Here is a 20,320-nt window from a genome sequence, read left to right as displayed (position 1 = left end):
GATTGGGCGGCGGACCGGCATGGGCGGCAGCGTTGCTCACAACGACCCCGCCACCATCCGCGCGATGTCGGCCAATCGGCAGGCATAGCCCCATTCGTTGTCATACCAGGCGTAGATCTTCACCTGCGTGCCGTTGATCACCATGGTGGAGGGCCCGTCGACGATCGACGAGCGCGGGTCATTGATGAAGTCGCAGGACACCAGAGGGCGGGTCTCATAGCCGAGGATCCCCTTCAGCGGACCCTCTGCGGCGGCGGCGAACAGGGCGTTCACCTCCTCTGCCGTCGTCGCGCGCTCCACCTCGAACACGCAATCGGTGAGCGAGGCGTTCAGAAGCGGCACCCGCACGGCATGACCGTTCAGGCGGCCCTTCAGTTCGGGATAGATCAGCGTGATCGCCGTGGCGCTGCCGGTCGTCGTCGGGATCAGGTTCATCAGCGCCGACCGCGCGCGGCGCATGTCCTTGGCGGGGCGGTCCACGATGGTCTGGGTGTTGGTGACATCGTGGATCGTCGTGATCGAGCCGTGGCGGATGCCAAGCGCCTCGTGGATCACCTTCACCACAGGGGCGAGGCAGTTCGTGGTGCAGGAAGCCGCCGTGATCAGGGTCTGTGAGCCATCGTAGAGATGATGGTTCACCCCATAGACAAGGTTCAGCGCCCCGCCATCCTTCACCGGTGCGCTGACCACGACCTTCTTCACGCCGGCGGCATAATAAGGCGCCACCCTGGCTGCGGTCTTGAACACCCCCGTGCAGTCGATCACCAGATCCACGCCCAACTCGGCCATCGGCAAGGCCTCGATGGTCTTCTCATGCGTCAGGCGGATGGTCTGACCGTCCAGCACAAGCGTGTGGTCCCCGTGGCCTACGGGCGTGCGCCAGCGGCCATGGACCGAGTCGAATTCCATAAGCAGCGCGTGCTGTTCGGCATCGCCCACAGGATCGTTCAGAAGCACGATCTCGCCCCCCCCTCCGGTGTCGATGAGGTCGCGCAGGACAAGCTTGCCGATCCGGCCAAGGCCGTTCAGGGCGATGCGGGGCATCGGGATCAGCCTTTCAGGGGGACGTCGGTGCCGATGGCATCGACGCGGGCTTGCAGGGACATCCGGCTCAGGCTGGCAAAGGGCAGTTCGACGAAGGCCTCGATCCGGCGGCGCAGCGCGGCATAGGTCTGCGCGAAGGCCAGCGCCTTCTCCGCATCCGTTCCGGTGGCTTTCACCGGGTCGGGCAACCCCCAGTGCCCGGTGATCGGCTGGCCCGGCCAGGGCGGACACTCTTCCGCCGCCGCCGTGTCACAGACGGTGAAGACGAAGTCCATCACCGGCGCGTCCGGCTGCTGGAATTCCGAGATGTGCTTGGACCGCAGGCTGGATGTGTCGTGACCGTTGCGTGCCAGGATATCCAGCGCGAAGGGGTTGAGTTCGGTGTTGGGGCGTGTGCCGGCGGAAAAAGCCTGGAACTTGCCTTGGCCCAGATCGCGCAGCAGCGCCTCGGCAAAGATCGAGCGGGCGGAGTTTCCCGAGCAGATGAAGAACACGTCGAAATCGGTATCGCGCATGGCGGCATCCTTCCGAGAGATCAGGAGAGGGGCAAGAAGATCAGGCCGGGCGCGGCCCACGTCGAGAGCGAGGTAGCCGATCAGTCCCTCGGCCGTATCAAGATCGACGGAATAGAACAGCGACCGCCCCTGCCGCTCGACCTGCACCAGGCCAGAGGTGGTCAGGTCCGAGAGGTGATGCGACAGCGTGTTCTGCTTCAGCCCAAGCGCCTCGGCGATCTCGGTCGGGCGAACACCCTGCGGCGCAAAGCGCATGAGCAGGCGAAACACGGCCAGTCTGTCGGGATGACCAAGGGTGGCAAAGGCAAGGGCGGCGTGGTTCATTTCCATATTTCCTGAATGCCGGAACCAATCGGGAAAGTCCAGTGAAGCTTTGATGACAGCTTGGCTGTTCTGCCTTTCCCTGCGGGTCCAGGTCACCGTAAAGGCCTTGTGTCGCCAGAGAGATGCATGCACGCCAACAGGCTGACGATTGATGGCTGGCGGGTAGGCATATGACACCAGGGGCCCGGATCATCCTTGCTGGGGCGGCCGTTGGCCTTGTTGGTGGCCTGATCGGGCTCGGGGGAGCCGAGTTTCGGCTACCACTTCTCATCGGCCTTTTTGGTTTTGCCGCTCTGGAAGCCGTGATCTTGAACAAGGCCACCAGTCTGATTTTGGTGGCCACCGCCTTGCCGTTCCGGGCGGGCACAGTCCCCTTGGACCAGATTCTTGCGGAATGGCCGATCATTCTCAATCTGCTGGCCGGAAGCCTTGCCGGTGCCTGGCTAGGAGCCGGCCTGGCGGTGCGGATGAGGTCTCGCACCCTCTACCGAGTTCTGGCCGGGCTTCTGGTGCTGATCGCGGCGGTGCTGGCCCTGAGCCACGGCACGACTCTTTCGCCAGAAGCGCTCGTCACCGGCTGGGCCCAGATCATGGCCGGTCTGCTGGCTGGCTTCGGCATCGGGATCGTCGCCTCGCTGATGGGGGTGGCGGGGGCGAGTTGCTAATCCCGACACTGGTCCTTCTCTTCGGCATCGACTTGAAGCTCGCAGGCAGCCTGTCCTTGGCAATCAGCCTTCCGACGATGCTGGTGGGCTTCGCACGCTACAGTCTGGACGACAGCTTCTCGGTGCTGTCTCGCAACCGGCGCTTCGTCATCCTTATGGCTTTCGGTTCCGTGCTGGGCGTCGCCACGGGCGGGCAGCTGCTTGGGGTCGTGCCGGAAGGGATCCTGTTGCCGGTGTTGGTCGCGATCTTGCTCGTGTCATCCATCAAGGTCTGGCGACACGGCTAAGATCACGTCGCGGCTTTCAGGCTCACCCGTGCTTCCAGCTTTGCCGCCGTTTCCTTCCGCTCGCTGTAGCGGTCGGTCAGGAAGTCTGAGAGGTCGCGCGTCAGCAGCGTGAACTTCACCAGTTCTTCCATCACGTCGACAATGCGGTCGTAGTAGCTCGACGGGCGCATCCGGCCGGCCTCATCAAACTCGTCATAAGCCTTGGCGACTGAGGACTGGTTCGGGATCGTGACCATCCGCATCCAGCGGCCAAGGACGCGCATCTGGTTCACGGCGTTGAAGCTTTGCGAGCCGCCTGAGACCTGCATCAGCGCCAGGGTGCGGCCTTGTGTTGGCCGGATCGCCCCCATGGAGAGCGGGATCCAGTCGATCTGGGACTTCATCACCCCGGTCATGGCGCCGTGCCGCTCGGGGCTGGTCCAGACCTGGCCTTCGGACCAGAGGCACAGCTCGCGCAGCTCCTGCACCTTCGGGTGCGAGGCCTCGGCGTCGTCGGGCAGCGGCAGGCCATTGGCATGGAAGACATGCGTCTCGCAGCCGAAGTGACGCAGCAGGCGTTCTGCTTCCAATGTGGCGAAGCGGCTGTAGGAGCGCTCGCGCAGCGAGCCGTAGAGCAGCAGGATGCGCGGCGGGTGGCTCGCGCGCGACACCAAGGGCAGGTTCGGCTGGCGGAGTGCGTCAGGCGACAGGTTCGGCAGGTCGGGGATCATACGCGGGCCTCATTGTGCAGGGTGGTTTCGGAAAACCAGCGGCTGCCAAGCCGCAGGGCGACATTGACCAAGAGGATCAGCACCGGCACCTCGACCAGCGGGCCTATCACGGCGGCAAAAGCAACTGGCGAGGCTAGTCCGTAAGCCGCAATGGCCACGGCAATCGCCAGTTCGAAGTTGTTGCCAGCAGCGGTGAAGGCGATGGCCGTGGTGCGGGGATAGTCCTTGGCGATCAGCCGGCCCATGGCAAAGCTCAGCAGGAACTGAATGGCGAAATAGAGCACCAGCGGAATGGCGATCCGCACCACATCGAGCGGCAGGCGCAGCACGTCCCCGCCCTTGAGGCTGAACATCGCGACAATGGTGAAGAGCAACGCCACCAGCGTGATCGGGCTGATCTTCGGCAGGAACACGTTCTGATACCAGTCCGCCCCCTTCCGGGCGATCAGGGTGCGCCGGGTCAGGAAGCCCGCAACAAAGGGCAGGCCCAGATAGATCAGCACGGCCTCGGTGACTGTCCAGAAGCCCACGTCGATGACACTGCCGTCAAGCCCGAAGAGAGGCGGCAGCACGGTCAGGAACAGCCAGGCATAGGTGGAGAAAAACAGGATCTGGAAGATCGAGTTGAAGGCTACCAGACCGGCAACATACTGGTTGTCGCCGCGTGCGAGCTGGTTCCAGACCAGCACCATGGCGATGCAGCGCGCCAAGCCGATCAGGATCAGGCCGGTCATGTATTCGGGTTGATCGCGCAGAAAGATCACGGCCAGGGCGAACATCAGCGCCGGCCCGATGATCCAGTTCTGCACCAGTGACAGCACCAGAACCCGCTTGTCGGCAAAGACCTGGTGCAACTCCTCGTAGCGCACTTTCGCCAGCGGCGGATACATCATCAGGATCAGGCCGATGGCGATCGGGATGTTGGTCGAACCGACTGACATGGCATTCAAGACACCCGGCAGGCCGGTGAAGATCGTCCCAAGCGCGATGCCAAGCGCCATGGCCGCAAAGATCCAGAGCGTCAGGTATCGGTCGAGAAAGGAAAGCCGGCTGGCCGGGCGATTGGCGGTCATGGCAATGTCCCTTAGTCAGCCAGAGCGGATGCGGCTGCCGTTTCAGTGAGGGTGGGGTCGCAGGCACAAGTCAGCGTTGCGAGAGCGGGTGCGCAGATTTCGGGGTGGCCTTGGCAGCAATCCTTCAAGAGGAAGCCGACAAGTCCGGCCAATGCGGAATAGACGGCGCTGTAGATGATGTAGCGCCCATTCCGCTGGGACTGGATCAGCCCGGCATGTTCGAGATGGGTCAGATGAAAGGACAGGCGTGAGGTTGTCGCGTCGTCAACAGCTTTTCCGATCGCCCCGGCAGCCATGCCTTCAGGCCCCGCCTGCACCAGCAGGCGCACAATGCGCAGACGTGTTTCCTGCGACAGGGCCGCAAAGGCAGCGATAGCCTGAGGCTCATCCATTTCGAATCAACTCCTCAATTATTGATGAGAAGTTGATCTATCGCCCTTCGAAGGTCAAGGACCTTTAGAACAGGTCGTCAATACGACACGGCACGAACGGTAGTTTACGGCACACGGCCCCCTACCCTCCTGATAGCGTCCGAAAGGGGATGGCTGAGCGGACGCCAATGGTATTTGGGACATGCTGTGGTGACCAGACCAGCAGCAGTGAAGCCGATGATAGCGTCCGTCTGGAAAAGCGCGAAGGGAGTAAAAGGAGAATTTGGTGTGAAGAGCAGGGGCCCCTGAACAACGCGTCCGCTTGCGCCTCTAGAACACAGGCAAGCAGTAGCCAGAAGCACCTACTTCTTGCCTCGTATTCAATAATGGTCATATTGAAGACGTGATCAGAAAGGACCTTCCATGGCTCAAACCACAACCATGACCGTGCGGCTCGGCCCGGTACTGAGTGACTTCGTTGCGACCAATGTCGGCAAGGATGGATCCTATGAGAATGTCAGTGAATATGTCCGAGACCTGATCCGCCGCGACAAGGAGCGGGTCGAGACGGAAGCTTTTGTGCGCTTGCAAACCGAGCTCACCCGGGCGTTCGCCGCGCCTGAGAACAGCTATGGACCCCTGACGGCAGCTGAGGTGATCGCGCGCAACAAGGGCTGATCATGGCCGCTGTTCGCATTCAAGAGGCCGCATCACTGCGGTTGGACGACATCTATCGCTATACCCGTGAACGCTGGGGCGAACCGCCAGCCGATGATTATCTCGTTGGGCTTTTCGAAGCGTTCGAGCGGATCGAGGCTCATGGGGTTGCCTCACGCCCGATCCCGGCCGAGTTCGGCGTGAACGGCTTCTTCTTCCGCTACGAGCACCACTTCGTCTACTGGTGCCGATTGTCCAATGGCGACATCGGCATTGTGACAGTCCTGCATGAGCGCATGCACCAGATCGGCCGGTTCGCTGAGGATTTCAGACGCGAGTGACCTAGAGAAGGTTAGCGGGCAACTCAAAGCCGTGACAACTCCTGGTGGCTTAGCGCGACTTAACGAGTTGATCCCGCCGTACCCGGACAGATCATACTGAGCCGCGTGCAAGAGGCTGGCTTGGTATCGGAACATGAAAATCATTCAAGATACTGATAAAACTTCATAATCTTCATTATCACTATAGGTAGTGGCTACCGGGGGACGCGCTATCCTGAAATGCGACTTTCTGTGCTCAACAATGAGTGGCACATTCCAATCTGGAACGCATCACACGATAGTTTCGAGGAGCATGTGATGCGCCCTTTTGCCAAGCCTGCTGCCAGGTCTTTCAAGCGTTAGCGTCCGGAACGCTCCAGCCGGGCAAGGTCGCGCAGGCGGGACTGTGATATTTCTCCCTCCGCAACAGTCCTACCGACCACGAGGCTCGGTGTGCCGACAAAGGAAAAAAGTCGCGCAAGCGCGCGCGCGCGGTCCAGCGAGGCCGTGACGGCATCTGCCTGCATGTCCTGCTCCATCCAGGACCAGGACAGGCCTACATCTTCCGCGATGCGACGCAAGAACTGCGGCGTCACCTGCCCTGGAGTTCGCAGCAGCCTGCTGTGTAGCTTGTCAGTATCGCCCTGCATCTCTGCTGCCAGCGAGGCTCGGGCGGCCACTAGGGAGGCTTCCCCGAAGATCGGCCAATGCTGACGCGTCACGACGATTTCCGAAGCAGCGGCAAGCTCCGTCAGATGGGCTGAGAGCACGCGGCAATAAGGGCAGTAGTAGTCGAAGAAGTATGCCACGGGGGTAGTACTCCTGCCGACATCCATAGCTTTGAACAAGTACCTTTCAGGCGCAGCTTTGACCTGCTGCATCAGTCCCGCTGGCAGAGGCTCGACAGGCATAAGTCCTGACATGAAGTCGAAGCTTCCGCTCCCTGGCGAACTTGTTCTGGCGGAGGATGAGAGGGTGCGAAAGCCCGGAACCTGCTGCAGCGGGCTGAACTCAAATCCATCAAGTTGGGCAGCTATCTGCGGGACAAGACGAAACGCTCCGACCCAGACAGCCAGTCCGCCAGCTAGGACGAGAAGTTGTCGGCGGTTTGCCATGGGACCCTTTATTGCTCATGTGTTCGCTGGTTCAATTCAACGGGTCTTTTGGCAGTCTCAGGCCGTCCGCGGGCGCCCTCTTTTGTCGGCCGCCGCGCCATACGTCCGATATTGACGGGCAACGCCACCCCCAGACTATTGCAGCCTTATGATAGTCGATCTCAGGGCAATATCCTTATGGGGGTGCCCGGCTGAAGCATCGCATAGATGTCTTCTATTTCGTCGTCCGTGACGGCAATGCATCCTGCGGTCCAATCGCGGTTTTGCGGCGCAAGCCTGTTTCCGTCCGGTCCCCTGCCATGGATCATGATATCGCCGCCCGGATCTTGGTTGCTGGCGGCGGCATGGGCTTTGTCCCACTTATCAGGATAGGAAATACCAATAGACAGATGATAGCTGCTTCGAGGGTTGAAGCGGTCAAGGTAATAAAGTCCTTCGGGCGTCTTGCCGTCCCCCTCGAATTGCTTGTGACCAATCGGCTCGTTGCCAAGGCCGACCTGGTAGGACTTCAGAACGGTGTCCCCACTGAGCAACTGCAGGCGTCGTTGCGCTTTGTAGACTCTCACTTCCGTCACCGGCGGGCCTGCGTATTTCTTGAAGGTCGGCCGGCTTAGAGGTGCTGCGCAGGCGGCCAGCATGATCAGCCCAGACAATGCAAATTGCCGTCTGCCCAACAGCACCTTCATTCAGTCCCCACATCTCTGCTGTGATTTCTTCTCATTGACCGGTCTTATAGAGATGCGCGGCTGATCTGTGCGTCTCAGGATTACCCCATCGTTTCCCGTGCTCGCCGGACCAGACCCTTCAGGTCGTCCAGGCTATATTTCCCAAAGGCGCCCTCGTCGCCCGCGATGAAGGAGGGCGTGCCCATCAGGCCCATGTGTTCAGCCAAGAGGAAGCTGTAGGTGATGTGGCGCTCCACGCGTTCGGACTGGATGTCCTGCTCCAGGCGGGCCCAGTCAACGCCAGCCTTTGCAGCCGCCTGCCGGGCGGTATCGGCATTGGCCTTGCCCTTGATCGAGAACAGGGCCTTGTGCATCTGCCAGTAGCGGCCTTGGGACAGCGATGCGAGAGAGACGCGAGCAGCGTCCTCGGAGTCCGGCCCGAACACCGGCCATTCGCGGAAGACCACCCGCAGGTTCGGATCGGACAGGATCAGGCGATGGATCGGGTCGACCATCTCGCGGCAGAAGGGGCAGTTGTAGTCGAAGAACTCGGTCAGCGTCACGTCGCCGTTGGGATTTCCGAGGACGGGCGCCGTGGGATCACGCTCGAGCGCCTTCCGCAGATCCTCGGGCATGGGATTGTTCCGTTGCGCAAGCGCGACGGTGGGCAAGACCAGCAAACCGGTGCTGGCAACGAGGAAGTTTCGACGGTGCATGCATCATCCTTGAACCAAACGGCGCCATGTGGTGCGCCACGTCATGGAAGGTGGTTGGATCCCCAAGCTTAAGGGGAGCTTAAGAACAGGACCTTTCGTCGAGATCCGACAGCGGGAGGGCAATCGACATCTGCTGTCCTCCTGTTCCTTTACTCACCTCCAGATGTCCGCCCATGCGCTGAACGGCGGCGGCAACGATGGCAAGTCCCAGGCCGCTGCCATGAACCTCGCGGCCCGGACCGCGCCAGAACCGATCGGTGACGCGGTCGCGGTCCTCGGGCCGGATGCCGGGTCCCTGGTCGCGAACCTGGACGGTCACAGATGATCCGTCGCAGGTCGCGATCAGGCGGACGACCCCACCGGCGGGGGAATGCTGGATCGCGTTCTCGACCAGATTGCGCAGGGCGCTGTGAACCAGGATGCGGGACGCATAAAGCGGGGGAAGATTGTCAGCCTCGATCAGCAGGCGTACCTGGCGGACATCGGCCTGATCCTTGGCTTGATCGGCAACATCGGCAAGCAACTCCGCCATGTCCAGACGCTCGACCGACGTCGCGTCCTGATCAATGGCCGTCAGGTCCAGAAGCTGGCGCACCATCCGGTCGGTGCGATCCACCGAGGTGGCGATGGAAGCCAGAGCACGGTCGCGCACCGCCGGGTCGACGGCCATTCGGGCAATCTGCGCATGGGTGCGCAACCCGGCCAAAGGGGTCTTCAGCTCATGGGCCGCAAAGGCGGTGAAGTCCCGCTCAGAGCGCCGGACATTCTCGAGACGATGGAACAGGCTGTTCAGCGCCCGGCGGACGGGGCGGATCTCCCGCGGATCCCGGCCTTCCGGCAAGGGGCGCAAATCGTCGGGCTGGCGTTGGCGCAGGGCGCTTTCCAGATGCGCCAGCGGTGCAAGGCCGCGCCCGACGCTGATCCAGATCAGCAGGGCAAGTGCGGGAAAGATCACCGCCAGCGGCCAGAGAAGCCCTTGCACCACGTCGCTCACCAGACGGTCACGCACCTCCATCCGGTCGCCGACCATGACGCGGACCCCCACGTCGGGATTGAGCACGGTGAAGACCCGCCACGGCTCGCCGTCGATCTGGGTGGTGGCAAAGCCCTCGTCGTCGGAAAGCCTTGCATCCGGCGCGCCCGAGGACGCGCCCAGAAGGTCGCCCTGCAGCGACCAGATCTGGCAGGACAGCTGGCGCGAGTATCCGCCGTCGCTTGGCAGGGCGATCGTGGCCCCGGCTGCGGCGTCGTTCAGCGCAATCCGGCGGTCGGCCATGAGCGAGCTGACCATATTGGCTGCCTCGGACAGGCGGGCATCCAGCACACGCTCGACCTGAGCGCGGGTCGAGATGTTGATCCAGAGGACCGCCGACAGCCAGACCGCAGTGGTGGCCAACGTCAGGATCAGGATGAGGCGAAGACGGATCGACATCAGTCTGCCTTCGTTCCAGACACCGGCATGCAGTAACCCAGACCGCGCACCGTCTCGATCACCTCGCGGCCGAGCTTGGCGCGCAAGTGATGGATATGCACCTCGACCGTGTTGCTTTCGACGTCTTCCTGCCAGCCATAGAGCCGTTCTTCGAGTTGCGCGCGGGAGAGGATGCGCCCCGGACGCTCTGCCAGGGCATGCAGGATGGCGAACTCGCGCCGCGACAGGCGCAGGAGCTGGCCATCTCGTGTCACCGTCATCGCGGCCGGGTCCAGTTCCAGCCCGTTCCAGTTGAGGACGGGTGTGGCGCGGCCGCCCTGCCGGCGCAGCATCGCGCGGATCCGTGCGGCCAGTTCATCGAGGTCGAAGGGCTTTCCCAGGTAATCGTCAGCACCCGTGTCCAACCCGGCGACCCGGTCGCGCACCTGGTCCCGCGCCGTCAGCAGCAACACCGGCAGCATGTTCCCGCCTGCCCGCATCTCGGCCAAGAGGTCGGTGCCCATGCCATCGGGCAGCATGATGTCGAGCACCATGCCAGCGAATTCGCTATGGGCCAGGGCTTCGCGCGCATCGGCAAGTGTCGCGACAGCATCAACGGTAAAACCCGACAGGCCGAGGCCAACCACCAGGCCCTCGGACAGCACCGGGTCATCTTCCACGATCAAGAGCCGCATGGGCATCCTTTCCTGTTCCTCGAGGCCGGGTGTGGCGGGGCAAGCTTAAGACTGGCTTAAGCTGACCTCCTTAGCCGCAACACCATGATGATACGAATCCTCTTGGCGGCACTCACCGCATGGACCATGGCGACAGGGGCGGCACGTGCAGAGCCCGGTCCCCCGCTCGACCCGACAGAAGCCTTCGTTCTGACGATCACGCCCGCCCTCGCTGGGGACCTGCAGGTCTCCTGGGACGTGCAGCCGGGCTATTACCTTTATCGCAGCAAGATTGCCGCCATGGCGCCGGACGGCACCTCCCTCCCCCTCACCCTGCCCGACGGGGAGATCTACGACGACCCATGGCTGGGCCGCGACGAGATTTACCGAACGCCGGTAACCATCACCATCCCCGATCCCCAGGGGCTGACGGTGCTACACTGGCAGGGCTGCCAGCAGGACGGCATCTGCTATGCCCCTCAGCAGGCGGTGCTGGATGCCGACGGCACGATCCGGCCACAGGAGGCTGTCGAGGATGATCCCTTCGCCTCCTGGCAGGCCGAGGGCGGTGCTGAGCAATCGTCCGGTTCGTCGGCTGATGACGCCAGCATACCCCCGCAGTCAGGTCTGACCATCGCGGAGGACCGTGGCCTTGTCGCGGACCTGGAAGGCCGCGGCGGCATTTTGCTGGTCCTCGCAGGCTTCTTCGGCTTCGGCCTGCTGCTGTCGCTGACACCTTGCGTGCTGCCGATGGTGCCGATCGTGGCCGGGATGCTGACCCGGCAGGGACAGGGGCTGACCGCAGGGCGCGGACTGGCCCTCACCGGTGCTTATGTAATCGCCATGGCCACGGCCTTTGGCCTGTTGGGCATCGTGGCAGCCTGGTCGGGCGCGAACCTGCAGGCTGTGCTGCAATCGCCAGCGGCGATCGGGGTCATCGCGGCAATCTTCGTGATGCTGGCGTTGTCGATGTTCGGCCTCTTCGAACTGCAGATGCCCGCCATCTGGCAGGCGCGGCTGTCGCGGGGAACGGGTGCAACAGGCTCCTTGGGCGGCGCGGCAGTGCTTGGCTTCGGCTCGGCGCTGATCGTGGGGCCGTGCGTGACCGCGCCGCTGGCCGGAGCGCTCATCTATATTGCCCAGACCGGGGATGTGGCCTTGGGCGCGGCGGCGCTGTTCGCCCTGGGCCTTGGGCAGGGCGTGCCGCTGCTGGCCGTGGGCGTCTTCGGCCCGCAGATCCTGCTTCGCCGTGGCGCCTGGATGGAGCGGGTGAAGATGGCCTTCGGTATCGTCTTTCTCGCCATGGCCATCTGGCTGGCAGGACGCATTCTGCCTGGACCCATCATCCTGCTCCTGTGGTCGGTGCTGCTGACCGGCTGCGGCGTGGCCTTGGGCGCCCTGGACCGTCTGTCGCCAAGCGCGCCGCGCACCATGCGCGTCGCTGCCGGAACCGGGCTGCTGCTGGTTTTTGCCGGCCTGATCCAGGGCATCGGCGCCGCCTTGGGTGCCGATGATCCGACCCGTCCCCTGGCACCCCTGGCCGGACGCACGACACAAGCACTCGCCGAACCCGTGCCGTTCCAGACCGTGACGAGCCGGACGGCCTTGGAAACTGCTCTGGATGGAACACAGCCCGCCCTGATCTACGTGACCGCCGACTGGTGTGTGACCTGCCGCTCGATCGAGCGAGGGCCCATGTCGGACCATGAGGTGGCAGCCGCGCTCAGCGATCTGGCCCTCATCAAGGTCGATGTGAGCGACTTCAATGCCGAGGCGCAGGCGGTGATGAAGACCCTCGCCGCTTCTGGTCCCCCCACCATGATCTTCGTCGATGCTGCCGGGGCCGAGGCACAGGGCAGCCGACTGATCGGCGATGTGGATACAGCGGATCTGCTAACCTCGATTGCGCAGGTGGCTCCATGAACGCGGTCTCCCTTGGACCTTTCGTTTTCGACGCCTCACGCCTGGCAGCAATCGCGGCTGTCCTGCTGTTCCTGACCGTGAGCAAGATCGCGGCCCGTCGCAAGCGCCAGAAAGGCCACGCCCACGCGATCGAGGCTTGGGCAGGCTGGGCGGTCCTCGCCTGGATCCTCGGCGCACGGTTGGGCTTCGTCCTCACGCATGCGGACGACTTCGCAGCAGCGCCGTTGGATGCGCTGAAGCTGTGGCAGGGCGGTTTTTCTGCCCGCGCCGGCTGGATTGCGGCGGGCGCGGTCCTGGCGGTCGCATTCCTCAAGGGGCGCGGTGCGGTTCTCCGGCCTTTGCTGGTCGCCGCCGCCCTGACGGCCATGGCTCATCAGGCGATCACCGCGGCCCTGCCGCGTCCGCAGATGCGCCTGCCGGTGATGGAGCTTCTGGCCCTGGACGGCAGCCCTGTCCAACTGGCCGGGCAGGACCGGGTGACGGTGGTCAATCTCTGGGCGACATGGTGCCCGCCCTGCCGCCGCGAGATGCCGATGATGACATCCCTGGCAGCCGAGATGCCCGAGGTGTCCTTCGTCTTCGCCAACCAGGGCGAAAGCGCGGATCGCATTCTGGCCTTCCTTGCTGCCGAGGGCCTGCCTGCGGATGGGATGCTGCGCGACCCGCGGGGGCACCTGATGGGCCGGCTGCGGGCCGTGGGCCTGCCCTCGACCCTCGTCTTCGATGCCAAGAGCGCGCTCGTCGCCGCTCAGACGGGCGAGATCTCCGGGCCCGCCCTGCGCGCGCTGATCGACACCGCAAAGGAACAAGAATGATCTATCTGGTAAGAACGCTTCTGGCTGGCTCCGCCTTGCTGGCGCTCGCGGCCTGCGAGACTACCCCACCAGCCCCGGCGGCTCCACCCCCTGCCCCGGCACCTGCCCCGGTCAGTGCGGAAACTGCAGCCCTTTATGCCGCCCAACCCGACGGGGATCTGACGGTCCCTGCCATTCCCGCGCATCTGCTGACCGAAGACAAGGCGCGGCAAGAGGTGGATTACTGGACGGACCAGCCGGTCGGCACGATCATTGTCGATCCCCATGCCAAACGGCTCTACCAGGTCCGGCCGGGCAACAAGGCGATCCGCTATACCGTGGGCGTGGGCGCCGCCGGATACGGATTTACCGGCGAGGCGCATATTCCCTATCAGCGCGACTGGCCCCGCTGGACCCCCACCGACAGCATGCTGGCCGAGAACCCCGAATACTACGGTCCCTCAAAGGGCGGCGTGGACGGCGGGCTGGCAAACCCGATGGGTGCCCGCGCCCTCTATATCCACAACAGCGGCGGCGACACCTTCTACCGCATCCATGGCACGCCCGATCCGCAGTCGATCGGCACGGCCAGTTCGGCTGGCTGCATCCGCCTCTTCAACCAGGACATCATCCACCTGGCCGGGAACACCGACAGCATGACCAAGGTCGTCGTCCTGACCAAGGCGCAGTCGGGCCAAGGCACTACCCCGCCTGCGGCAGCTCAGGCCAAACAGACCTCCGGAGACCCCGCATGATCCTTCACCGCAGAGCCCTTCTGGCCTCCGCCGGCCTCGGCGCCGTTCTGACAACCCTTGGCGGCCTGACCTGGACCCTGTTGCGCCAGCCAGCCGATGGCACCGAGCTGACCCTCAATGACGTCCTTTACGATCCCGATCAGCCGGTGCTGGGCAATCCGGCAGGCGACGTGACCGTTGTCGAGTTCTTCGACTACCAGTGTCCCTTCTGCAAGCGCGGCCATGCCGACCTGATGGCCGAGGTGGAGGCCGACGGCAATCTCCGTTTGGTGATGAAGGATTGGCCGATCTTTGGCGGGGCTTCGGTCCTCGCCTCCCAGCTGGTTCTGGGCGCGGTGGAGGAAGGAGCCTACGCTGCGGCGCAGGCGGCCCTGATGGCCACGCCCGCACGCCTCTCCGAAGACGAGGTCCGCGACACCCTGACAGCCGCGGGGCAGGATCCCGCAGGAATGCTGGCCGCCTACCGGCAGGACCGCGACCGGTGGGACGGGCTGATGGACCACAACAGCCAGCAGGCCGCCGCGCTCGGGTTGCAAGGCACACCCGCTTTCATCATCGGCCAAAATCTTCTGCCCGGCGCCCTCGACCGCGACCGCCTGCGCACAGCCATTGCCGCGGCCCGCGGCAGCGCCTGATCCCCCGTTCACACCCAAGAAGGAGCAGACCATGACCAAAATATCGCGCCGCACCCTCGGCCTGATCGCTCTCGGAGGGCTTGCCGCCCCCAGCCTGGTGCGGGCGCAAGCCGGGCCTGCCCGCAACATGAGCAGCTTCGCCATGCAGCACTGGCAGGACCACTTCGGGGAACTGGGCCTGGGCGCGATTGTCGCTGACACCACCTCGCGCGCGCTGCATTTCTGGTCGGGCGATGGACAGACCTACCGGACCTATCCGACCTCGGTGCCCATTTCCGAGGAACTGACCAAGCGCGGCTACACCGAGATCGTGCGCAAGAAGGAGGGACCGAGCTGGACCCCTACGGCCTCCATGATGGAACGCTTTCCCCATTATCGCCCGGTGGGCCCGGGTCCGGACAATCCTTTGGGCACGCACGCCATGTATCTGTCCTGGCCGGCCTACCTGATCCACGGCACCCATGACACACGCAAGATCGGGCGCCTGTCCTCGGACGGCTGCATCGGACTTTACAACGAGAAGATCGAGGAACTGTTCGGCCTGTGCCCAGTCGGCACTCAGGTGCGGATCATCTGACAGCCCCGCAGCCGGGGCCGAAAGGCCCCGCTGAATCACAGATCCTTGCAGAAGGCTTCATAAAGCGCAGCCATGAGCACTTCCAGGTCCGGATCGGAGATGCGGTAGAAGATGGTCTGGCTTTCGCGGCGGGTGTCGACCATCTGGGCCTCGCGCAGCTTGGCCAGGTGCTGGCTCAGCGCCGACTGGCTGAGGCCCACGGCCTCCTGCAGCGCACCGACCGAGCGTTCGCCCTTGGTCAGTTCGCACAAGATCAGCAGGCGCTTGGCGTTTGCGACAAGCGCAAGTCGCCCGGCCACGTGATCGGCGCGCTCCTGCAGGGCACGGGTCGCTTTAGGGAGATCCATTATATTAGCATTGACTGATTTAGACATGGATAATATATAAGCCACAACGGCGGCTGGGGCAAGCTGCTTTGAGGAAGGAGAACACCAATGGAGATTGGGATCGAAACCGCCTTCACGCCCTGGGCATCCTTGCTGGGCGGGATGCTGATCGGGTTGAGCGCGGTGATGGTGATGGGGCTCTTCGGCCGCATCGCGGGGATCGCGGGCATCACCCAGGGCGCCTTGGCGCTGCCCGGGGCGGCGAAGGACCGTGACTGGCGATGGGCCTTCCTCGCGGGGCTGGTTCTGGCGCCGCTGGCGGTGATGGCTGTTGGCGGGACTGTTGCGCAGACGGTGCCGGAGAACCTGCCCGGCATGGCCGTGGCGGGGCTTCTGGTGGGCATGGGCACGGCACTCGGCTCGGGCTGCACCTCGGGGCACGGGGTCTGCGGGCTGGCGCGGCTTTCGGGCCGGTCGCTGGCGGCGGTCGTGACGTTCATGGCGGCGGGCTTTGCCACCGTTTTCGTGCTGCGCCATATCCTGGGGGGTGCGTGATGCGGGTGCGGTGGGGCTTTCTGTCGGGTCTGGTCTTCGGGCTGGGGCTGGTGATCTCGGGCATGGCCAACCCGGCCAAGGTGCTCAACTTCCTTGACCTGGCCGGGACCTGGGACCCCAGCCTGGCCTTTGTGATGGTCGGGGCCACCCTGACCGCCTTCGTGGGCTACCGTCTGGTCTGGCGGCGCAAGGCGCCGGTGCTGGACCGGACCTTCGACATCCCGAAGAACCGCGCCATCGACAAGCCGCTGCTAGTGGGGGCGGCGCTGTTCGGGATCGGCTGGGGGATCGGCGGCTTCTGCCCCGGCCCGGCCTTCACTGCCCTGCCCCTGCTGGCGCCGGGCACGCTGATCTTTCTGCCCGCGATGCTGGCCGGTCTGTGGCTGGGCGCCCGGATCAAGGCAGGCGGTTCACTGCAAGGAAAAGGAGCAACGTCATGAGTGAGTCAAAACTGAAGCAAAAGGTGGTCCGCCATTCGCCCTCGACCGGCGCGGGCAGCCCCAATGTCTGGGGCATCTACGAGCCTGATACCGGGTCCATCCAGTATATCTGCGCCGATCCTGCAACGAAGAAGGCCGCGCTCATCGACGTGGTCTGGAACCTCGACCCCAAGAACTACCGCTTCTCGACCGAGAGCATGGATCAGGTGCTGGAGGTCGTACAGCAGAACGGACTGACGGTCGAATGGGTGCTGGACACGCATCCCCATGCCGACCATGTGATGGCTTCGGCGCATCTGAAGGAGCGCACCGGCGCACCCACGGCGATTGGCGACAAGGTCCATGACATCGCAGGGCTCTGGGCCGGGCTCTACAACCTGCCCGAGGCTTTCGATCCGGCGCGCGACTTCGACCGCCTGTTCGCCCCTGGCGAGACCTTCCGCATCGGTGAGCTGGAGGCGCGGGTGATGCTCTCGCCCGGCCATACGTTGGGCTCGATCACCTATGTCTGCGGGGACGCGGCCTTCACCCATGACACGCTGATGCAGCCCGATGTCGGCACCTCGCGCGCCGACTTTCCGGGCGGCGATACCGAACAGCTGTGGGATTCGATCCAAGAGATCCTGGCCCTGCCAAAGGACACGCGCCTGTTCGTCGGCCACGACTATGGCACCGACGATCGTGACGAGCCTCAGTGGGAGGCGACCGTGGCCCAGCATCGCGCGGGCAACAAGCACGTGAAGGATGGCACCCGGCGCGAGGACTGGATCAGGAAGCGCAACGAACGCGATGCCACCCTGGCCCTGCCTGACCGGATCCTCGCCGCGCTGCAGATCAACCTGCGCGGCGGGCGCCTGCCCTCACCCGAGGCAGACGGCAACAGCTACCTGAAGATCCCGGTGAACCGCTTTCCCGCACCGCAGAAGAAGGCCAAGACGATGAAGGACCTTGTGGCGGATGCGCAAAGTCGTGTCGCAACCGTACCGCCCGAGCAGGCGGCTCGGGGCGACGGCTCGGCCGCTCTGGTTCTTGATGTGCGTGAGCCGAGCGAACTCGAGACCCACGGGCGCGTTCCCGGCGCCCTGCATGTTCCGCGCGGCCTGGTGGAAAGCCGTGCCGACGTCACCGCGAAGACGGCGGAAGCGCAATTGACCGACCTGCGCGACACCGGCTGCGTCCATGTCCTGTGCGGCTCGGGCGCCCGGGCGACCCTGGCGGCAGACACCCTGCGCGCCATGGGCTACCAAGCCAGCGTGATCGAGGGCGGGTTCGAGGCCTGGAAGGCCAAAGGCCTTCCGGTCGAGACCTGAGCCATGGACAGGCTGGGCCGCTATCTGCCGATCCTGCACTGGGGTCGCACTTATGACCGGCATGCCCTGACCAGCGACGCGGTGGCGGCGGTGATCGTGACGATCATGCTGATCCCGCAGTCGCTGGCATACGCGATGCTGGCCGGCCTGCCGCCGGTGATCGGACTTTATGCGTCAATCCTGCCGCTGATGGTCTATGCCCTGTTCGGCAGCAGCCGCACCCTGTCGGTGGGTCCGGTGGCGGTCGTATCGCTGCTGACCGCCGCCGCCGCGTCCGGCGTGGCGGTGCCCGGCAGCCCGGAATATGTCGCGGCAGCTCTGCTTCTGGCGCTGCTGTCGGGGTTGATCCTGGTCGGCATGGGCATCTTCCGACTGGGCTTTGTGGCGAACCTGCTGTCGCACCCGGTCATCTCGGGCTTTATCACAGCCTCCAGCCTGCTGATCGCCACCGGACAGCTGAAGCACATTGCAGGCATCAAGGCCGAGGGCGCCACCCTGCCCGAGATGCTGGCCTCGCTATTCGAGAACCTGCCTGCAACCCATTGGCCCACGCTGGTGATCGGAGCTTTGGCGATGGCTTTCCTGTTCTGGTCGCGCCGTTCTCTAAAGCCAATGCTGATCCGGCTGGGCGTGCCTCTGTCTGCGGCCGCCCTGCTTGCACGCACCGGGCCGGTCCTGGTGGTTGCGGCTTCCATTGCCGCTGTCATCCTGCTGGAACCGGGGGTTGCCGTCGTGGGGAAAGTGCCACAGGGGCTGCCGCCCCTGTCGATGCCGGTGATCGATCCGGCGCTTTGGACCGCGCTGCTGCCCTCGGCTTTTCTGATTGCCCTGATCGGCTTTGTGGAGTCGGTGTCGGTGGCGCAGACGCTGGCCGCGAAACGCCGCCAGTCGATCAGCCCGGACCAGGAACTGATCGGCCTCGGCATGGCCAATCTCGCTGCGGCCCTTTCCTCAGGCTATCCCGTCACCGGTGGTTTTGCACGGTCGGTTGTCAATTTCGACGCGGGCGCACAGACCCCTGCCGCCGGGGCCTTCACCGCCATCGGCATCGCCCTTGCCTCGCTGTTCCTGACGCCGCTTCTTTATCACCTGCCCATCGCTGTCCTGGCAGCCACCATCATCGTGGCCGTGCTGAGCCTGGCCGACTTCGGTGCCCTGCGGCGAACGTGGAAATACTCCCGCGCGGACTTCTCGGCTCTTGCTGCCACACTTGGGGTGACACTGCTGGATGGGGTCGAAACTGGAATCATGGCGGGCATTGCGGTCTCTGTCCTGCTCCACCTGTGGGCCAGTTCGCACCCGCATGTGGCAGTGATCGGCCAGGTGCCCGGCACGCAGCACTTCCGCAACGTCCTGCGCCACAGCGTCATCTGCACGCCCGAGGTGCTGGGCCTGCGCATCGATGAAAGCCTGTTCTTCGCCAATGCACGCGCCATCGAGAATGTCATCCAGCACGAGGTCGCCGCCCGCCCACAGTTGCGCCACGTGGTCCTGAACTGCGCCGCCGTCAACAGCATCGACGCAAGCGCGCTCGAAAGCCTGGAATTGGTCATGCATCGCTTGTCGGACGCGGGCATTGCGCTGCACCTGTCCGAGGTCAAGGGTCCCGTCATGGACCGCCTGGAACGCAGCGACTTCCTCCACCATCTGACAGGCCAGGTGTTTCTGTCGCATTATCATGCAGTGGAAGCTCTCGCTCCCGAGGTGACATGTACATCCCAAACTGCTCATCCTGCAGCAACGTCTCAGAACGTCGCACTGCAATCTGCAGCACTCTCACCGTGAGTAGGCCCTGAACGTTACGAAGGCGATGATGCGCGTTGAGACTGAAAGCGGTTCAGGAATGCGTAGACAGCCCGCGGGGGCCTATTGCAAGCATCCGTCTGCTGATCAGTGGCCCACCAGTTGCTGAATTGAGCGTCCGAATGGGGATGGTGCAACGAACGCTTGGCATAGCCAGCGGCGTTGGTGTCACAAACCCTGGCGCTGCTCGAAAAACCGCCGCAACGCGCGTCTCAGTTGACTGGTCCGGCATGTTTTGCAGTGAGGGGGCGTCCAGTTTGACAAAGCGGCCCTTGGCATCAACGGCTGGCACAGTAACGTGAAGAGCCCGTCACCGACTTTCAATTGCTTTGCAGCACAGCTTTGCAATTCGCGCGGCAGCACTGAGGTGGACGGTTGACCTACCAATGATGCTTCAGTGCGGGTCCGACAGAGCAGACGTTGGGCGAAGGTGCAGCCCATCGCTCACTCCAACTTGAGCTATGCGGGGAAATGGGTGACGGGGTTTGAGAGGGCGGCGTATCGTGGCGGGTGCTGAAGCCTGCCAGAACTTCCAAAAGGAACGATACGCCATGGAGAAGACTACAGACATCATCCCCCTTCGTCAGCCGGAATCTGTTGAGGACCCGCTGACCGAGATCGCTCGCGATGGGGCACGCCGGATGCTGGCTGCCGC

Annotated in this window: 22 protein-coding genes and 2 pseudogenes; 13 read left to right on the top strand and 11 right to left on the bottom strand. The window is 63.9% G+C overall.

The genetic code is table 11. The features are described from left to right. Nucleotides 1-36 precede the first annotated feature (36 nt). Entirely contained in the window at nucleotides 37-1,044 is a 1,008-nt protein-coding gene (locus ACFOM8_RS19560; RefSeq protein WP_377763952.1) for an ArsJ-associated glyceraldehyde-3-phosphate dehydrogenase, read from the bottom strand. 5 nt (nucleotides 1,045-1,049) lie between these two features. After that, the gene (locus tag ACFOM8_RS19555; protein ID WP_377763950.1) at nucleotides 1,050-1,889 is read right to left on the bottom strand and encodes a metalloregulator ArsR/SmtB family transcription factor; all 840 of its coding nucleotides are present in this window, start codon (nucleotides 1,887-1,889) and stop codon (nucleotides 1,050-1,052) included. A gap of 164 nt (nucleotides 1,890-2,053) precedes the next feature. Here ACFOM8_RS19555 and ACFOM8_RS19550 point away from each other — a divergent pair. Beyond that, a pseudogene (locus tag ACFOM8_RS19550) lies at nucleotides 2,054-2,835 on the top strand (sulfite exporter TauE/SafE family protein). Nucleotides 2,836-2,837: 2 nt separating this feature from the next. Here ACFOM8_RS19550 and arsH read toward each other — a convergent pair. From arsH to ACFOM8_RS19535, 3 genes are read right to left on the bottom strand one after another with little or no spacing between them, the layout of a single operon-like run. Continuing rightward, on the bottom strand, nucleotides 2,838-3,545 hold the full coding sequence (arsH, locus tag ACFOM8_RS19545) for an arsenical resistance protein ArsH (RefSeq protein WP_377763949.1): 708 nt from the start codon (nucleotides 3,543-3,545) through the stop codon (nucleotides 2,838-2,840). Next, on the bottom strand, nucleotides 3,542-4,618 hold the full coding sequence (arsB, locus tag ACFOM8_RS19540; protein ID WP_377763948.1) for an ACR3 family arsenite efflux transporter: 1,077 nt from the start codon (nucleotides 4,616-4,618) through the stop codon (nucleotides 3,542-3,544). The genes arsH and arsB overlap by 4 nt, the downstream gene beginning before the upstream one ends. 11 nt (nucleotides 4,619-4,629) lie before the next feature. Next, nucleotides 4,630-5,010, bottom strand: a complete 381-nt coding sequence (locus ACFOM8_RS19535; RefSeq protein ID WP_377763946.1) for an ArsR/SmtB family transcription factor — start codon at nucleotides 5,008-5,010, stop codon at nucleotides 4,630-4,632. Nucleotides 5,011-5,412: 402 nt separating this feature from the next. On the opposite strand from ACFOM8_RS19535, the gene ACFOM8_RS19530 reads away from it, so the two are divergent. Together ACFOM8_RS19530 and ACFOM8_RS19525 are read left to right on the top strand one after the other, a co-directional pair. Continuing rightward, entirely contained in the window at nucleotides 5,413-5,667 is a 255-nt protein-coding gene (locus ACFOM8_RS19530; protein ID WP_103174122.1) for a ribbon-helix-helix domain-containing protein, read from the top strand. Nucleotides 5,668-5,669: 2 nt separating this feature from the next. Beyond that, nucleotides 5,670-5,987 (top strand): type II toxin-antitoxin system RelE/ParE family toxin, encoded by a 318-nt coding sequence (locus ACFOM8_RS19525; protein ID WP_103174123.1) that lies wholly within the window; start codon nucleotides 5,670-5,672, stop codon nucleotides 5,985-5,987. Nucleotides 5,988-6,325: 338 nt separating this feature from the next. On the opposite strand, the gene ACFOM8_RS19520 is transcribed toward ACFOM8_RS19525, so the two are convergent. The 5 genes from ACFOM8_RS19520 to ACFOM8_RS19500 form a co-directional block, all read right to left on the bottom strand. Then, complete coding sequence (locus tag ACFOM8_RS19520; protein WP_158248027.1) at nucleotides 6,326-6,847, bottom strand: DsbA family protein; 522 nt, start codon at nucleotides 6,845-6,847, stop codon at nucleotides 6,326-6,328. Between the two features lie 395 nt (nucleotides 6,848-7,242). Next, nucleotides 7,243-7,767: a L,D-transpeptidase family protein gene (locus ACFOM8_RS19515; protein WP_103174125.1), complete on the bottom strand. Its 525-nt coding sequence runs from the start codon at nucleotides 7,765-7,767 to the stop codon at nucleotides 7,243-7,245. An 80-nt stretch (nucleotides 7,768-7,847) separates the two neighbouring features. Beyond that, nucleotides 7,848-8,462 carry a DsbA family protein gene (locus tag ACFOM8_RS19510; protein ID WP_306609163.1) on the bottom strand — a complete coding sequence of 205 codons (615 nt, stop codon included), beginning with the start codon at nucleotides 8,460-8,462 and terminating at the stop codon, nucleotides 7,848-7,850. Nucleotides 8,463-8,541: 79 nt separating this feature from the next. After that, complete coding sequence (locus ACFOM8_RS19505) at nucleotides 8,542-9,894, bottom strand: sensor histidine kinase (protein ID WP_377763944.1); 1,353 nt, start codon at nucleotides 9,892-9,894, stop codon at nucleotides 8,542-8,544. After that, the gene (locus ACFOM8_RS19500) at nucleotides 9,894-10,568 is read right to left on the bottom strand and encodes a winged helix-turn-helix domain-containing protein (RefSeq protein ID WP_103174128.1); all 675 of its coding nucleotides are present in this window, start codon (nucleotides 10,566-10,568) and stop codon (nucleotides 9,894-9,896) included. The genes ACFOM8_RS19505 and ACFOM8_RS19500 overlap by 1 nt, the downstream gene beginning before the upstream one ends. A 102-nt stretch (nucleotides 10,569-10,670) precedes the next feature. Between ACFOM8_RS19500 and dsbD the strand changes: the two genes are divergently transcribed. From dsbD to ACFOM8_RS19475, 5 genes are read left to right on the top strand one after another with little or no spacing between them, the layout of a single operon-like run. Beyond that, on the top strand, nucleotides 10,671-12,470 hold the full coding sequence (gene dsbD, locus ACFOM8_RS19495; protein ID WP_377763942.1) for a protein-disulfide reductase DsbD: 1,800 nt from the start codon (nucleotides 10,671-10,673) through the stop codon (nucleotides 12,468-12,470). Further along, nucleotides 12,467-13,285, top strand: coding sequence for a TlpA disulfide reductase family protein (locus ACFOM8_RS19490; protein ID WP_103174129.1), 819 nt, complete (start codon nucleotides 12,467-12,469; stop codon nucleotides 13,283-13,285). The genes dsbD and ACFOM8_RS19490 overlap by 4 nt, the downstream gene beginning before the upstream one ends. Further along, nucleotides 13,282-14,019 carry a L,D-transpeptidase gene (locus ACFOM8_RS19485; protein ID WP_103174130.1) on the top strand — a complete coding sequence of 246 codons (738 nt, stop codon included), beginning with the start codon at nucleotides 13,282-13,284 and terminating at the stop codon, nucleotides 14,017-14,019. The genes ACFOM8_RS19490 and ACFOM8_RS19485 overlap by 4 nt, the downstream gene beginning before the upstream one ends. After that, nucleotides 14,016-14,654: a DsbA family protein gene (locus ACFOM8_RS19480; RefSeq protein WP_103174131.1), complete on the top strand. Its 639-nt coding sequence runs from the start codon at nucleotides 14,016-14,018 to the stop codon at nucleotides 14,652-14,654. The genes ACFOM8_RS19485 and ACFOM8_RS19480 overlap by 4 nt, the downstream gene beginning before the upstream one ends. A 31-nt stretch (nucleotides 14,655-14,685) precedes the next feature. Next, a complete protein-coding gene (locus tag ACFOM8_RS19475) occupies nucleotides 14,686-15,231 on the top strand; it encodes a L,D-transpeptidase (protein WP_103174132.1) in 546 nt (181 codons plus the stop codon). Between the two features lie 35 nt (nucleotides 15,232-15,266). On the opposite strand, the gene ACFOM8_RS19470 is transcribed toward ACFOM8_RS19475, so the two are convergent. Beyond that, on the bottom strand, nucleotides 15,267-15,605 hold the full coding sequence (locus tag ACFOM8_RS19470) for a metalloregulator ArsR/SmtB family transcription factor (RefSeq protein WP_377763940.1): 339 nt from the start codon (nucleotides 15,603-15,605) through the stop codon (nucleotides 15,267-15,269). 60 nt (nucleotides 15,606-15,665) lie between these two features. Here ACFOM8_RS19470 and ACFOM8_RS19465 point away from each other — a divergent pair, with 60 nt between their 5' ends. From ACFOM8_RS19465 to ACFOM8_RS19445, 5 genes and pseudogenes are all read left to right on the top strand, one after another. Further along, nucleotides 15,666-16,112: a YeeE/YedE family protein gene (locus ACFOM8_RS19465; protein WP_103174134.1), complete on the top strand. Its 447-nt coding sequence runs from the start codon at nucleotides 15,666-15,668 to the stop codon at nucleotides 16,110-16,112. Beyond that, a complete protein-coding gene (locus tag ACFOM8_RS19460) occupies nucleotides 16,112-16,552 on the top strand; it encodes a DUF6691 family protein (protein WP_306609155.1) in 441 nt (146 codons plus the stop codon). The genes ACFOM8_RS19465 and ACFOM8_RS19460 overlap by 1 nt, the downstream gene beginning before the upstream one ends. After that, nucleotides 16,549-17,463 (top strand): annotated as a pseudogene (locus ACFOM8_RS19455) (MBL fold metallo-hydrolase); the annotation flags it as partial. The gene ACFOM8_RS19460 and the pseudogene ACFOM8_RS19455, both read left to right, overlap by 4 nt. Before the next feature lie 27 nt (nucleotides 17,464-17,490). Beyond that, on the top strand, nucleotides 17,491-17,862 hold the full coding sequence (locus ACFOM8_RS19450; protein WP_239986113.1) for a rhodanese-like domain-containing protein: 372 nt from the start codon (nucleotides 17,491-17,493) through the stop codon (nucleotides 17,860-17,862). A 3-nt stretch (nucleotides 17,863-17,865) separates the two neighbouring features. Continuing rightward, nucleotides 17,866-19,647, top strand: coding sequence for a SulP family inorganic anion transporter (locus ACFOM8_RS19445; protein ID WP_103174137.1), 1,782 nt, complete (start codon nucleotides 17,866-17,868; stop codon nucleotides 19,645-19,647). Nucleotides 19,648-20,320 lie beyond the last annotated feature (673 nt).

The organism is Paracoccus angustae, from assembly GCF_042648745.1.
Lineage (GTDB): Bacteria > Pseudomonadota > Alphaproteobacteria > Rhodobacterales > Rhodobacteraceae > Paracoccus > Paracoccus angustae.
This window is presented reverse-complemented; position numbering and strand designations above follow the sequence as displayed.

Coding starts and splice junctions, on each gene's coding strand:
- arsH (WP_377763949.1), bottom strand. CDS start 3,545: ATGATCCCCGACCTGCCGAACCTGTCGCCTGACGCACTCCGCCAGCCG.
- ACFOM8_RS19475 (WP_103174132.1), top strand. CDS start 14,686: ATGACCAAAATATCGCGCCGCACCCTCGGCCTGATCGCTCTCGGAGGG.
- ACFOM8_RS19465 (WP_103174134.1), top strand. CDS start 15,666: ATGGAGATTGGGATCGAAACCGCCTTCACGCCCTGGGCATCCTTGCTG.
- ACFOM8_RS19500 (WP_103174128.1), bottom strand. CDS start 10,568: ATGCGGCTCTTGATCGTGGAAGATGACCCGGTGCTGTCCGAGGGCCTG.
- ACFOM8_RS19525 (WP_103174123.1), top strand. CDS start 5,670: ATGGCCGCTGTTCGCATTCAAGAGGCCGCATCACTGCGGTTGGACGAC.
- arsB (WP_377763948.1), bottom strand. CDS start 4,618: ATGACCGCCAATCGCCCGGCCAGCCGGCTTTCCTTTCTCGACCGATAC.
- ACFOM8_RS19530 (WP_103174122.1), top strand. CDS start 5,413: ATGGCTCAAACCACAACCATGACCGTGCGGCTCGGCCCGGTACTGAGT.
- ACFOM8_RS19535 (WP_377763946.1), bottom strand. CDS start 5,010: ATGGATGAGCCTCAGGCTATCGCTGCCTTTGCGGCCCTGTCGCAGGAA.
- ACFOM8_RS19490 (WP_103174129.1), top strand. CDS start 12,467: ATGAACGCGGTCTCCCTTGGACCTTTCGTTTTCGACGCCTCACGCCTG.
- ACFOM8_RS19510 (WP_306609163.1), bottom strand. CDS start 8,462: ATGCACCGTCGAAACTTCCTCGTTGCCAGCACCGGTTTGCTGGTCTTG.
- ACFOM8_RS19505 (WP_377763944.1), bottom strand. CDS start 9,894: ATGTCGATCCGTCTTCGCCTCATCCTGATCCTGACGTTGGCCACCACT.
- ACFOM8_RS19450 (WP_239986113.1), top strand. CDS start 17,491: ATGAAGGACCTTGTGGCGGATGCGCAAAGTCGTGTCGCAACCGTACCG.
- ACFOM8_RS19470 (WP_377763940.1), bottom strand. CDS start 15,605: ATGTCTAAATCAGTCAATGCTAATATAATGGATCTCCCTAAAGCGACC.
- ACFOM8_RS19555 (WP_377763950.1), bottom strand. CDS start 1,889: ATGGAAATGAACCACGCCGCCCTTGCCTTTGCCACCCTTGGTCATCCC.
- ACFOM8_RS19460 (WP_306609155.1), top strand. CDS start 16,112: ATGCGGGTGCGGTGGGGCTTTCTGTCGGGTCTGGTCTTCGGGCTGGGG.
- ACFOM8_RS19485 (WP_103174130.1), top strand. CDS start 13,282: ATGATCTATCTGGTAAGAACGCTTCTGGCTGGCTCCGCCTTGCTGGCG.
- ACFOM8_RS19560 (WP_377763952.1), bottom strand. CDS start 1,044: ATGCCCCGCATCGCCCTGAACGGCCTTGGCCGGATCGGCAAGCTTGTC.
- ACFOM8_RS19520 (WP_158248027.1), bottom strand. CDS start 6,847: ATGCAGCAGGTCAAAGCTGCGCCTGAAAGGTACTTGTTCAAAGCTATG.
- ACFOM8_RS19515 (WP_103174125.1), bottom strand. CDS start 7,767: ATGAAGGTGCTGTTGGGCAGACGGCAATTTGCATTGTCTGGGCTGATC.
- ACFOM8_RS19445 (WP_103174137.1), top strand. CDS start 17,866: ATGGACAGGCTGGGCCGCTATCTGCCGATCCTGCACTGGGGTCGCACT.
- ACFOM8_RS19480 (WP_103174131.1), top strand. CDS start 14,016: ATGATCCTTCACCGCAGAGCCCTTCTGGCCTCCGCCGGCCTCGGCGCC.